Source organism: Brevibacterium picturae, from assembly GCF_030453725.1.
GTDB lineage: Bacteria > Actinomycetota > Actinomycetes > Actinomycetales > Brevibacteriaceae > Brevibacterium > Brevibacterium sandarakinum_A.
In genome coordinates this window covers 1-13,303 of sequence record NZ_JAKDJU010000015.1, presented here as the reverse complement: position 1 = coordinate 13,303, position 13,303 = coordinate 1, and the positions used below count along the sequence as shown (strand labels likewise).

The 13,303-nt window shown below is 62.9% G+C and carries 9 protein-coding genes; 2 read left to right on the top strand and 7 right to left on the bottom strand.

Going from position 1 to position 13,303, the window contains the following annotated elements; translation table 11 throughout:
• Nucleotides 1-28: 28 nt before the first annotated feature.
• The 5 genes from L0G76_RS03165 to rpsA form a co-directional block, all read right to left on the bottom strand.
• On the bottom strand, nucleotides 29-1,090 hold the full coding sequence (locus L0G76_RS03165) for a TerC/Alx family metal homeostasis membrane protein (protein ID WP_304355883.1): 1,062 nt from the start codon (nucleotides 1,088-1,090) through the stop codon (nucleotides 29-31).
• Between the two features lie 202 nt (nucleotides 1,091-1,292).
• Complete coding sequence (gene uvrB, locus L0G76_RS03160) at nucleotides 1,293-3,425, bottom strand: excinuclease ABC subunit UvrB (protein ID WP_304355882.1); 2,133 nt, start codon at nucleotides 3,423-3,425, stop codon at nucleotides 1,293-1,295.
• Nucleotides 3,426-3,523: 98 nt separating this feature from the next.
• Complete coding sequence (coaE, locus tag L0G76_RS03155) at nucleotides 3,524-4,684, bottom strand: dephospho-CoA kinase (RefSeq protein ID WP_304355881.1); 1,161 nt, start codon at nucleotides 4,682-4,684, stop codon at nucleotides 3,524-3,526.
• Nucleotides 4,685-4,693: 9 nt separating this feature from the next.
• Nucleotides 4,694-6,514, bottom strand: a complete 1,821-nt coding sequence (locus tag L0G76_RS03150) for a glycosyltransferase family protein (RefSeq protein WP_304355880.1) — start codon at nucleotides 6,512-6,514, stop codon at nucleotides 4,694-4,696.
• A gap of 46 nt (nucleotides 6,515-6,560) precedes the next feature.
• Nucleotides 6,561-8,045: a 30S ribosomal protein S1 gene (gene rpsA, locus L0G76_RS03145; protein ID WP_304355879.1), complete on the bottom strand. Its 1,485-nt coding sequence runs from the start codon at nucleotides 8,043-8,045 to the stop codon at nucleotides 6,561-6,563.
• Between the two features lie 205 nt (nucleotides 8,046-8,250).
• Between rpsA and L0G76_RS03140 the strand changes: the two genes are divergently transcribed.
• Nucleotides 8,251-9,090: a class I SAM-dependent methyltransferase gene (locus tag L0G76_RS03140; RefSeq protein WP_304355878.1), complete on the top strand. Its 840-nt coding sequence runs from the start codon at nucleotides 8,251-8,253 to the stop codon at nucleotides 9,088-9,090.
• Between the two features lie 203 nt (nucleotides 9,091-9,293).
• On the opposite strand, the gene polA is transcribed toward L0G76_RS03140, so the two are convergent.
• Entirely contained in the window at nucleotides 9,294-11,960 is a 2,667-nt protein-coding gene (gene polA / locus L0G76_RS03135; protein WP_304355877.1) for a DNA polymerase I, read from the bottom strand.
• A gap of 41 nt (nucleotides 11,961-12,001) precedes the next feature.
• Between polA and L0G76_RS03130 the strand changes: the two genes are divergently transcribed.
• Nucleotides 12,002-12,460 carry a PaaI family thioesterase gene (locus tag L0G76_RS03130; protein ID WP_304355876.1) on the top strand — a complete coding sequence of 153 codons (459 nt, stop codon included), beginning with the start codon at nucleotides 12,002-12,004 and terminating at the stop codon, nucleotides 12,458-12,460.
• Nucleotides 12,461-12,537: 77 nt separating this feature from the next.
• On the opposite strand, the gene L0G76_RS03125 is transcribed toward L0G76_RS03130, so the two are convergent.
• Complete coding sequence (locus tag L0G76_RS03125) at nucleotides 12,538-13,158, bottom strand: ANTAR domain-containing response regulator (protein ID WP_092108156.1); 621 nt, start codon at nucleotides 13,156-13,158, stop codon at nucleotides 12,538-12,540.
• Nucleotides 13,159-13,303 lie beyond the last annotated feature (145 nt).

Genomic DNA, 13,303 nt, shown 5'->3' with positions numbered 1-13,303 from the left:
GATTCGCGATCGCGGCGCATCCGCAGGATCAGTCCTGTGAGCCCTCCGACTCTTGGGCGCTGTCTCCACGGATGGGGATGCCGTCTTTCTTCATCTTCGCCAAGGAGGCGAGCGTCGCCACCGCCATGGCAACGACGATGAAGCTCAACGACAGCCATGTCGGCACCTCGGGAACAGCGGAGCCCCACGACAGGAACTCCCAGTCCGATTCGTGGAGAGCGTGGACAAAGAGCTTGACGCCGATGAAGGCGAGGATCGCCGCGATTCCGTAGTGGAGATAGATGAGCTTGTCGACAAGCCCTCCGAGCAGGAAGTAGAGCTGGCGCAGACCCATCAGAGCGAAGACGTTCGCGGTGAAGACCAGGAAGGTGTTCTGCGTCACGCCGAATATCGCCGGTATCGAGTCGAGTGCGAACATGACGTCGGTGGAACCGATCGCAATGAAGACGATGAACATGGGCGTCCAGAACTTCTTGCCCTCGATCGTCACCCGGAGGCTGTTGCCGTGGTACTCGTCGACGACGTTGATCCGTTTGCGCAGGAACCGGATGAAGGCGTTCTCCCCGTCGCCATCATCATCATCGCTGAACGCCTGTCGATAGGCGACGATGAGGAGAAAGATGCCGAAGATGAAGAAGACTTCGACGAACGCGGTGATGATCGCAGAACCGGCCAGGATGAAGATGCCGCGGAAGATGATGGCGATGATGATGCCCACCATGAGGACTTCCTGCTGATACTTCCGCGGGACCGAGAAGCTGCCCATGATGATGATGAACACGAACAGGTTGTCGATGCTCAGCGAGTATTCGAGCAGCCAACCGGTGAGGAACTCACTGCCGTGCTGGGCATCTCCGATGGCGAAGAGGGCACCAGCGAAGATGAGGGCCAGAGTGACGTAGAAGGCGACCCAGATGCCCGCTTCCTTCATCGACGGGGTGTGGGGTCGCTTGACGACGAGGAGGAGGTCGAAGACGAGGATCGCGACCACGACGATGCCTGAGGTGATCATGAACCACGCGGGGATCGGAGACTCACTCCCAGCTGCGGCGTTTCCGCCGGCTGCGAGTGTGGAGGACAGGATATCCATGGATGCCTTTCAAAGGGTTCGGTGACGTATCCGTGCCGAAAGTCTCTCCCACGCTATGACCACTGAGGCAGTGGCGGCGTGCGCTCCGAGCCCGGACCCTCTGAGGGATCGTGGTGACGAGCTCGGATGGACGGGATACTCCCTTTCGCCAGCCCTACCAGTATAGTCGTGCCGATGCTCGCGCACCTGCACGCGGGTCGGATCAGGCGTGCCCGGCCTGCTTCATCTGCCGCAGTTCCTTCTTCAGGTCTGAGAGTTCGTCGCGCAGCCGGGCGGCGAGCTCGAACTGCAGCTCCGCTGCGGCCGTGTGCATCTGCGAGGTCAGTGACTCGATGAGCTCGGTCAGGTCGGCTGCCGGTGGGCGCAGGGAACCGGCCTGGCCTGCGGCCTGGCGCTGCTCATCGGTCAGCGTCGAGTTGTATCCGCGTTTGCCCTTGCCGTAGTCGAATTCGGTCAGCAGCTCACGGGTGTCCGCGTCCTCTCGCTGCAGTCGCTCGGTGATATCGGCGATCTTCTTGACCAGGGGCGCGGGGTCGATGCCGTGTTCCTTGTTGTGCGCGACCTGTATCTCACGTCGCCGGTCGGTCTCGTCGATGGCCTCACGCATGGACCGGGTGACGGTGTCGGCGTACATGTGGACCTGGCCCCGGATGTTGCGGGCTGCACGACCGATCGTCTGGATCAGTGAGGTGGCTGACCGGAGGAAACCTTCCTTGTCGGCGTCGAGGATGGCCACGAGAGAAACTTCGGGCAGGTCAAGGCCCTCGCGCAGGAGGTTGATCCCCACCAGGACGTCGAACTCGCCGGCCCTGAGCTCCGTCAGGAGCTCAACGCGACGGAGAGTGTCGACGTCTGAGTGCAGATACTGCACTCGCACATCGTGTTCGAGGAGGTAGTCCGTGAGGTCCTCGGCCATCTTCTTCGTCAGTGTGGTGACCAGGACTCTCTCCTGGGCGTCGACGCGCGTTCTGATCTCGTCGAGCAGGTCGTCGATCTGTCCCTTGGTCGGTTTGACGACGATCTCCGGGTCGACGAGACCGGTGGGTCTGATGATCTGCTGGACGTATCCGTGGGAGTTGCCCAGCTCGAAATTGCCCGGGGTCGCGGACAGATACACGGCCTGTCCGATACGTTCACGGAACTCGTCGAACTTCAGGGGCCGGTTGTCCATCGCGCTGGGAAGGCGGAACCCGTGTTCGACCAGTGTGCGTTTGCGGGACATGTCTCCTTCGTACATGCCGCCGATCTGCGGCACAGTGACGTGGGATTCGTCGATGACGAGGAGGAAGTCCTCGGGGAAGTAGTCGAGCAGACAGTTCGGCGCCGATCCGGCAGGTCGTCCATCGATGTGACGGGAATAGTTCTCGATGCCGGAGGTGAAGCCCATCGACTCCATCATCTCGAGGTCGTAGGTCGTGCGCATCTTCAGGCGTTGGGCTTCGAGGAGTTTGTTCTGCGACTCGAATTCGCTCAGCCGGGTCTGCAGCTCGTCCTCGATCTCGCTGACGGCGCGCCCCATCCGGTTCTCACCGGCAACATAGTGCGAGGCCGGGAAGACATGAATCGTCTCCTCTTCCCGGACGATCTCGCCGGTCAGCGGGTGCAGTGTCTGGAGAGTTTCGATCTCGTCGCCGAAGAACTCGATTCGCAGGGCCAGCTCCTCATACTGCGGGATGATCTCGACGGTGTCGCCTCGGACGCGGAAGGTGCCACGTGTGAATGCCATGTCGTTGCGTGCATACTGCATCGATACGAAGCGTTTGAGGAGCTCGTCGCGGTCGCACTGCTCGCCCCGCTGGAGGGTGACCATCCGATCGACGTACTCCTCTGGTGTGCCCAGACCGTAGATGCAGGACACGGTCGAGACCACGACGACATCACGGCGGGTCAGCAGGGAGTTCGTCGCGGAGTGGCGCAGGCGTTCGACCTCATCGTTGACGGAGGAGTCCTTCTCGATGAAGGTGTCGGTCTGTGGGACGTAGGCCTCGGGCTGATAGTAGTCGTAGTAGGAGACGAAGTATTCGACCGCGTTGTTGGGCAGCAGCTGTCGGAACTCATTGGCCAGCTGCGCGGCCAGGGTCTTGTTCGGCGCCATGATCAGGGTCGGGCGCTGAACCTGTTCGATCAGCCAGGCCGTGGTCGCAGACTTGCCGGTGCCGGTGGCGCCCAGCAGGACGATGTCCCGCTCACCCTGGTCGAGCCGATCCGAGATTTCGGTGATCGCAGTGGGCTGATCACCGGAGGGAGAGTATTCGGAGACGACTTCGAACGGGGCAACGGTGCGCGTGACATCCGGCCTGTGGCCGATGGCTGGCAGTGGTCGTGCTGAGGTCATGGTTCAACACTAACCCTCGCCCATGACACAGTGAACAGACGAGACGAGACTCACGCAGCGTTCGGTCCCGACAGGGCCACGCATCGAACCCCTTCTGCTCAGTCGAAGCTGCCTGGGACGAGGCGTCGGCGCATCGTCAGAAAGTACGGTTCCTTCGCCTCCGCATAGCCGTTCGACTGCCCGTCGCCGGCATGGTCGTTCGCCAGAGTCCGCTTCAGCTGCGCGTACTTTTCACGTTCAGCGTCATCGCGGCGGAGCAGCTGCACGAACTCCCTGGCGAAGACTGCACCGACGGATCCCTCAGTTCGAATATGAAGGTTGACGGCCCGACCGGGATCCGTGTTCGCGTGAAATCGTTTGGACTCCAGTCTGCCCTCGCCAAGGTTGTCCTCACTGGCCTGGCCCGGATATCCCAGCTGGGCCAGGCGCGGAGCCAGAGCCCGAGCGTCGTCGAGGTCGGGGACGAGCAATTGCAGATCGATGACATCCTTGGCTGCCAGGCCAGGGATCGCCGTTGAACCGATGTGGTCGATCGTGAACCGGTTCCCGAGTCCGTGATGCAGTTTGGCGATGATCCGCTGGGCCTGCATCGGCCAATTCTCTCCCGCGGGGTCGACGAGCTCGGCCGGCCCGCGTTCCGCCTGTCGATGCGCTTCCAGATTCGCCGCAAACGGCAGGATCCGGTCCTCGAGGAGGCGAGCAACGCGTTCCTGCGTCTGCCCGACCGACCCTGCATTGTCGATGATCACGTCGCAGGCGGCGTAGCGCTCCGCGTCGCCGGCCTGCCGGGCGATGCGCGCTTCGGCGTCGTCGCGGGCCATGCCCCGGGCACTCATCAGCCGCTCCAGCCGCAGTTCGGCAGGAACGTCGACGAGTAGATTGAGGTGGTAGGCCGGGGTCATCGCATTCTCGACGAGCAGCGCAACATCGTGGACGACCACCTCAGCGTCGGAATGCTTGGTGAAGTACTCGAGGGTCCGATCCCGGATTGCGGGGTGCATGAGAGCGTTGAGGGCGGCTGTCGAGTCCTCGTCGACGAACGCCGCTGCAGCCAGCTCTGCCCGGTCGAGTCCCCCATCCCCGGCGATGACGTCCTCACCGAATCGCTGCGCGAGCGCAGCCAGCAGCGGCTCACCCGGAGCAACGACCTCGCGGGCGATCTTGTCCGCATCGATGATCACGGCACCGTGAGCGGCGAGGATCTCGGAGACGGTTGACTTCCCTGCACCGATTCCACCGGTGAGACCTATTTTCAGCATGACTTCAGCCTAGCGATTCAAGGGGTAGACGAGAACTCCTTCGTCGGCGAAGACTGGTTCGCCGAGGAGGGCGGTGAGGAAGTCCTGGTATTCGCCTGGGCCTCCGGGCAGCAGCGGTGCATCCGGTGCCAGAATGATGAAGTCGACGCCTTCGCCGCGCAGATCGTCGATTGCCGACATGGCCTCATCACTGTCGGGCTCGGGAAGGGGCGAACCGGTGAACACCGAATCGTGCAGAATCTCGTCGAGGGCATCCTCGGGTGCCGCATAGGTGACGGCCGCGTCCGGACTCGAACCGATGAAGTAGCCGCCGGTCTCCCGGTAGTGGAAGCCGCTCACGGACTGCCACACCATGGCTTCGTCGGCGTGCGGTTCAGCCCAGGCCAGAGGTCGGGGAACGGTCTTCACGACGGAATCGGCAGGGATCACCTCGGCGATGGACTCTGTGTAGAAGTCGGGCACGAACACCTCTCGTGAGGTCTGCACCCCGGGGATCACACACACCGCGGCGACCACCAGCAGACCCAACAGAGCCTGGGCCGAGTGCCTCCGACGATGGTCGAGCGCCCACTCCAGTCCGCAGCCGAGGATCGCGAACAGTGCGATCGTCGAATGCAGGACCAGACGCATGGGCAGGATGTTGTTGAGCACCGGCACCGCTTCGATCAGCGCGAAGGGACCGGTGTCGAGGACGGCCTTGCCGCCCAGGAACACCGGAGATCCGAGCGAGAGCACGAACACGAGGAGTCCCGTCGCCGAGGCGATGCGCAGGATCGCCGCATACCTCGGATTGCGGAACAGGCAGATGACGATGATGACGGCGGCGATCAGCGCGGGCACGCCGACGTAGGCGCCGAGCTCTGCGGAGTCGATGTCCATGACCCGTGGGATCGGCGAGGAGCCCGAGCCGAGAAGTGTCGGACTCGCGGGGACGATGGGATCGAGCAGGTCGGTATTCCACACCCCGTGGGGCCTGATCGCCCCCTCGGGTGCGTTCGGTCCCTGCATCATGAGCAGAAGGGGCAGCGCGATCACAAGCGCGAGCCCTGATCCGATGCTCCCACCCACAGCCAGCCGCAGCCAACCGGCGACGGTGCTGACCTTCCGGCCGAACACGGCGATGGCCAGCAGCAGGCACAGTACGGCGATGAAGGTGCCGGCGAGAACCTCGGTGGAGACGTAGAACTGGAATCCGAGGACGATCCCCAGCCCGAGGCTCAGCGTCGCAAACTCACGGGTCGCGAACCCGAGCCGGGGCGCCCGAAGAAGCAGCCTGAGGATGACGGCGGCGACCAGCGGCGATGTGAGGGCGAACGCGAGGTTGGGATGGCCGGCCGACTGCGCGATCACGTAGCTGGAGAAGCCCACGCCAGTGGCTGCGACGAAGGCAGGGATTCGGGCCATGAAATGGGTGAACAGCACCGCGGTCGCCAGACTGACCAGCACAGGGATGGAGATGATGAGCAGGTTGTAGCTGACGATCGGACCGGCCGCCCAGGTGATGGGTGCCAGGATCAGCGCCAGGCCGGCCAGGGAGGTGTTCCAGGCTCCGTTGACTCCCCCGTTGAGGGTGTTCATCGCCTCCGTGTGGAGGAAGCCGTCTGCCGTTCCCGATGAATTGCCGTCGGCGCCGAAGCCCAAGTGGGAGGCGAGCAGATCCGCGGCGTGTCCGAGCCACCAGATGAAGAGCGATGAATCGTCATTCTCGGCGACAACCTGCCCTCCGGGGTCGGCGGCCACCTGACCGAACACGCAGATGCTGGCGACGGTGAGCAGCAGTGTGTACCACAGCCATGGTCGGGCCCTGTGCCGGACAGTCGGTGCATACACAAAGGGCTCCCGATCAATCGACCGGGAGCCCTTGTGAGTGCTGTTATCAGCTGCCTGCAAGCTTCTCACGCAGTGCTGCGAGAGCTTCATCGCTGGCCAGCGTTCCTTCGTCGTCAGCCTCTTCCGAGGAGAACGATCCGGTGGCTGGAGCGGGTTCAGCGGGAGCGCCGGCTTCGGCGGAGCCTGCTTCGGCATCCGCAGCGATGGCCTTGGCGACCTGCTTCTTGTGCTCTTCCCAGCGTTCCTGAGCAGCGGCGTACTGCTGCTCCCAGGTCTCGCGCTGTGCTTCGTAGCCCTCGACCCATTCGTTGGTCTCGGGGTCGAAGCCCTCTGGGTACTTGTAGTTGCCGTCTTCGTCGTATTCCTGCGGCATGCCGTAGAGGGCAGGGTCGAGGAATTCTTCGGCCTCGGGGTCGACGCCCTCGTTCGCCTGCTTCAGCGACAGCGAGATGCGGCGGCGTTCGAGGTCGATGTCGATGACCTTGACGAAGATGGTCTCGTCGACGGAGACAACCTGCTCAGGCAGATCCACGTGGCGAACAGCGAGTTCGGAGATGTGGACGAGGCCCTCGATGCCGTCTTCGACGCGCACGAACGCACCGAACGGAACCAGCTTGGTGACCTTGCCGGGAACGATCTGACCGATGACGTGGGTGCGAGCGAAGTGCTGCCATGGATCTTCCTGGGTCGCCTTGAGCGACAGGGAGACGCGTTCGCGATCCATGTCGACGTCGAGCACCTCAACGGTGACCTCGTCACCGACGGTGACGACCTCACCTGGGTGATCGATGTGCTTCCAGGACAGCTCGGAGACGTGCACGAGTCCGTCGACACCACCGAGGTCGACGAATGCACCGAAGTTGACGATCGAGGAAACGACGCCGGGACGGACCTGGCCCTTCTGCAGGGTCTGCAGGAAGTCGTGGCGAACGGCCGACTGAGTCTGCTCGAGCCAAGCGCGACGGGACAGAACGACGTTGTTGCGGTTCTTGTCCAGTTCGATGATCTTGGCTTCGACCTGCTGGCCGATGTAAGGAGCAAGATCGCGGACGCGACGCATCTCGACCAGCGATGCCGGCAGGAAGCCGCGCAGACCGATGTCGACGATCAGGCCGCCCTTGACAACCTCGATGACGGTACCGGTGACAACACCGTCGTCTTCCTTGATCTTCTCGATGTCGCCCCAGGCGCGCTCGTACTGCGCACGCTTCTTGGACAACATGAGTCGGCCTTCTTTGTCTTCCTTCTGAAGAACGAGGGCTTCGATTTCGTCCCCGACCTCGACGACTTCGCCGGGCTCGACATCATGCTTGATGGAGAGTTCTCGCGAAAGGACGACGCCTTCCGTCTTGTATCCAATGTCGACGAGCACTTCGTCGCGGTCGACCTTGACGACGGTGCCTTCGACGATGTCGCCATCGTTGAAGTACTTGATCGTCTCGTCGACGGCGGCGAGAAAGTCCTCAGCGGTTCCGATGTCGTTGACAGCGATCTGCTTCGGCTGCACCGATTCCGGCGTGGTGGTGGTCATATAGGTTGGGACTCCGATGGAATTATGGTCCAGATCCGATACTCTGAGGCAATGCTGTGACAGCGCCCTGAGAACTGGATCCGGTCTCGATTACGATTTTGGTCATGTATGCATACGCGCATACGGTTGTCAATACTAGCATCATCCATGGCGTGAATGCACGCCGAAGTTGCAAACGAATCATGGACCAAGCCACGGAGGAATGATGAGCGACGGAAGTTATCGAGCCGAGGTCATCAGCGGTGGCTATCTGCCCATCGATGAAGAGGCGTCGGTGCGCGCCAACAGAGGCTATTGGGACAATTCCGCCGAGGAGTATCTTGCCGAACACGGCAGCTTCCTCGGCGCCTCCGAGTTCATGTGGTGTCCCGAGGGAATACACGAATCGGATGTGAATCTGCTCGGAGATGTGAACCGGCGACAGATCCTCGAAGTCGGCTGCGGTGCCGGTCAGTGTTCGCGCTGGCTGGCCGAAGAGGGAGCCATTGCCACCGGTGTCGATGTCTCCGCCGGAATGCTCGAGCAGGCCTCTCGCCTGCAGCGTGAGCACCCCCTCAGCGACGATGCCACTCCCCCGACGTTCCTGCACGCCGACGCTCGTCAGCTGCCGTTCGCCTCGAACAGCTTCGACGTTGCGTTCTCGTCGTATGGGGCACTGCCCTTCGTCAAGGACGCCGAGGTGGTTCTCGCAGAGGTCGCACGTGTGGTCCGCCCGGGCGGACGGTGGGCGTTCTCGACCACGCACCCGATGCGTTGGATGTTCCCCGATGTGCCCGGCGAAGCCGGCCTGACCGTCGAGTACTCGTACTTCGACCGCACTCCCTACGTGGAGATCTCCGCGGATGGGCAGCCGGTCTACGCCGAGCACCACCGCACCATGGGCGACTGGGTGAGCATGCTCGTGACAGCCGGCTTCACGATCGATTCGGTGACCGAACCGGAGTGGCCGGAGTCCAACCAGACCGCATGGGGCGGCTGGTCTCCGCTGCGCGGCTCACTCATGCCCGGCACCGTCATCTTCTCCACCACGCTCAACAAGGACTGAGCCCCGCACGCCGCCGCGAACCAGGCACGGTCTCTGCCGCGAACCGCACTGCACAGCACCCTTTCGTGGACCTCACTTCGCGGTGAACCCGGGTTCATTGTGCGATCACGTTCGTCCACAGCCGCATTCACGAACGTCATCGCACAATGAATTCCGGTTCATCTCCGCGTCGGGTTCATTCCCGACTCCGGTTCACCTCCGCGTCAGTGAGCCGCTGCGTGCCAGGAGACTCCGGTGCCGACATTGACGTCGAGGGGCACATCCAACTCGTATGCGGACCCCATCTCCTCGGTCACGATCGCCGTCACAGCGTCGATCTCGTCGGGGTGAACATCGACGATGATCTCATCGTGGACCTGCAGCAGCACGGTGGATTTCAGATCGCCGAGGCGGTCGCTGACCTTGAGCATCGCGATCTTCATGATGTCCGCGGCAGATCCCTGGATGGGGGCGTTGAGCGCCGCGCGCTCGGCCATGTCCCGCAGTTGTCGCCGCTCGCTGTGCAGCGCCGGCAGGTAGCGCCTGCGGCCCATGATGGTCTCCGTGTAGCCGTTGGCCCGGGCCTGCTCGACGATCTCGTCGAGGTAGTCCTTGACTGCGCCGAAGCGCTCGAAATACTGCTCCATGAGGTTCTTCGCCTCGTCCACACCGATCGCGAGCTGGCGGGAGAGACCGTAGGCGGAGAGTCCGTAGACCAAGCCATACGACATGGCCTTGACCTTCGACCGCATAGCGGAGTCCACCTCGTCGATGCCGACGCCGAAGACCTTCGAACCGACGTAGGAGTGCAGGTCCTCGCCGTCCTTGAACGCTTGGATCAGTGCGGAGTCACCCGAGAGGTGGGCCATGATGCGCATTTCGATCTGTGAGTAGTCAGCGGTCAGAAGCCGAGCATTGTCGATGTCCGGGGCGGCGATGAAGATCTCACGGATCCGCCGGCCCGATTCGGTGCGCACCGGAATGTTCTGCAGGTTCGGATCGAGTGAGGACAGACGACCTGTCGCGGCGACGGTCTGCTGGTAGGTGGTGTGGATGCGCCCGTCCTCGGCTACGGTCTTGAGCAGGCCGACGACGGTCTGTTTGAGCTTCGTCGAGTCACGGTAGGCCAGCAGGTGCTGCAGGAACGGGTGTTCGGTCTTGATGAACAGCTCCGCCAGCGCCTCGGCATCGGTCGTGTAACCGGTCTTCGTGCGTTTGGTCTTAGGCATGTCGAGTTCGTCGAAGAGCACCGTCTGCAGCTGCTTCGGCGATCCGAGATTGACTTCATGGCCGATCGCTTCATAGGCGAGCTCGGCGCTCGCGTTCGCCTGCTTCGTGAATTCGTCGATGAGCCCGGCCAGGCCCGACTCGTCGACGGCGATGCCTGCGAGCTCCATCTTCGCCAGCACCGGGACCAGGGGCAGTTCGATGTCGCGATAGACCTGACCCATGTTCGCGTCGTCGATTGCCTGTGCCAGAACCTCATGGACCTCGAGCAGCGCGGCCGCCCTGTGGCCGCGAGTCGAAGCGGTCTGGTCGGAGTCGAGGTCAAGGGCCAGCTGTCCGTTGTCGCTGCCGGTTTCGCTCAGTTCGATCCCGGCACGGTCGAGCGCGATCTGCGGCAGTTCATAGCTGCGCTGATCGGGCACCAGCAGATAGGCTGCCAGCGCGGTGTCACCGGCAACGTCGTCGACGTCGAGGCCCAGTGAGCGCCAGGCTTTGACCTGCGTCTTCGCGCTGTGCAGGATGAGGCTCTTCGTTCGCAGCGCCGAGCCCAGGTCCGAGACGGTCGACTCCCCCGCCTCGGCGAGGTCGACGACCCAGGCTTGCTCAGGCGTGCCGGAGACCGCGAGGACGCGGACGTCTCCCCGTCCCAGCTCGTAGCGCGCGTCGGAGTCGAGGGCGAGGACATCACAGTCATTGATCTTGTCGAGGAGGTCGGTCACCTCGAGGGTTTCGACGGAGACCTCCCGGGCAGGCGCGAGGGTTTGGGACGGAACGGCTTCCTCACCGAAGATCGCGCTCAGGCGTTTGCCGAGAGCCTGGAATTCGAGCTGATCGAACAGGCTCGAGAGTTCGCTCGGGTCGCCGGCTCCCCATCTCAGATCTGCGTAGCTCAGGTCGAGGTCGACATCGTCGAGGAGGCGGTTGAGCTTGAAATTGCGTTCGACCAAAGGGATGTGGTCGCGCAGCTTCTCTCCGACCTTGCCTTTGATTGATCCTGCATTCTCCAGCACACCGGGCAGATCGCCGTAGGCCTGCAGCCATTTGGCCGCGGTCTTGTCGCCGACTCCGGGCACGCCGGGAAGGTTGTCGGCCTTCTCCCCCACCAGGGCCGCGAGTCCGCGGTAGTTCGCCGGTGTCACCGCGTACTTCTCTTCGATAGCCGCCGGGGTCATGCGGTTGAGATCGCTGACCCCGCGCTTGGGGTAGAGGATCGTCACGGTCTCGTTCGAGAGCTGGAACGAATCCTTGTCTCCGCTCATCACCTCGACCCGTGCACCTGCTTCGGTGCCCATCCGGGCCATGGTCGCCAACGCATCGTCGGCTTCGAAGCCTTCCTTCGTCACGACGGCGATCCCCATGGCCACGACGATGTCCTTGATCAGATCGATCTGGGGGTGGAATTCGGGCGGCGTCTTCGCTCGTCCGGCTTTGTATTCGGCGTATTCCTCGAGGCGGAAGGTCTGTCGACCGAGGTCGAAGGCCACGGCCACGTGGCTGGGTGACTCGTCCCTGAGGACGTTGATGAGCATTGAGATGAAGCCGTAGATGGCGTTCGTCGACTGCCCGGTGCTGGTGGCGAAGTTCTCCACCGGAAGGGCGTGGAAGGCGCGGTAGGCCAGAGAGTGTCCGTCGATGAGCAGGAGGGATTCGTTTACTTGAGTCACATGGCATAGCCTATCGTTCAAAACTGACATGAAGGAGAACGATGTTCAGACCGCATACGCCACTGACCGCGCGGACCACAGAAGTCCAGTGCCGCGAGCTGCTCGCCCAGCTCAATGGTCCAGAAGCGGGCGGTGATCTGGCGGGGAAGATGGGCATCCAGTTCACCGACCTGGCACACGATCACGCCAGTGGCACGACCCCGGTGGCGGGCAACACACAGCCCATGGGTCTCTTCCACGGCGGCGGTCACGTCGTGCTGGCCGAGTCCCTGGCATCGATGCACTCGTTCCTCATCTCCGGCGGGAAGAACGTCGTCGGCGTCGATCTCAACGCCACACATCTGCGGGCCGCGCGGGACGGCACTGTGACCGGCCGCGCCGAGGTGCTCCATCAGGGACGCACGATCGTGTCCCACGAGGTGAAGATGACCGATGAGGCAGGTCGCCTCCTCTCGATCGTGCGGATCACCAACATGGTCCTCAAGACCGAACCCAAGTGAGCTGCAGGCAGCAGCAAGGAGGCCGGCGAATCCTCATCGGATTCGCCGGCCTCAGTGTGCAATCGGGGTGGCGGTGACTATTTGTTCGAGCCGATCTGCTTGAGAACGGTGTCCGCGACCTCACGCATGGTCAATCGGCGGTCCATCGAGGTCTTCTGGATCCAGCGGAAGGCCTCGGGTTCGCTCAGGCCCATCGAGGTCTGGAGGAGGCTCTTGGCCCGTTCGACGACCTTGCGGGTCTCGAAGCGCTCGGTGAGATCGGAGATCTCACTCTCCAAGGAGCTGATCTCGGCATGGCGTGACAGGGCGATCTCAAGGGCCGGAATGAGGTCCGCAGCGGTGAAGGGCTTGACCACGTAGGCCATTGCTCCCGCATCACGGGCCCGTTCGACGAGCTCCTTCTGTGAGAAGGCTGTCAGGAGCACCACCGGGGCGATGCGTGCCCGAGCGATCCTCTCTGCCGCCGAGATTCCGTCGAGGATGGGCATCTTGATGTCCATCACGACGAGATCGGGTCGCAGCTCTTCTGCCAGGCGGATCGCGGATTCGCCGTCTGCGGCTTCGCCGACGACGTCGTATCCGACCTCGCGCAGCATCTCGACGATATCGAGACGAATCACTGCCTCGTCTTCCGCCACTACGACGCGGCGAACCGGCACGGACTCATCTGAAGTTGGTTCTTCGCTGTTTTCAAGCACGGAACCAGTCTAAACCAGCCCCGCGCCCGCACCGACGCCGGTACCGAAGTTTCTTCTGTGATGGTAACCACCCTGGTGATGCCCATCACCGATCAGGACGCGCAAACATGTGGCTTTTCCGCCAGTGCCGCTGACGCTGTCGGGG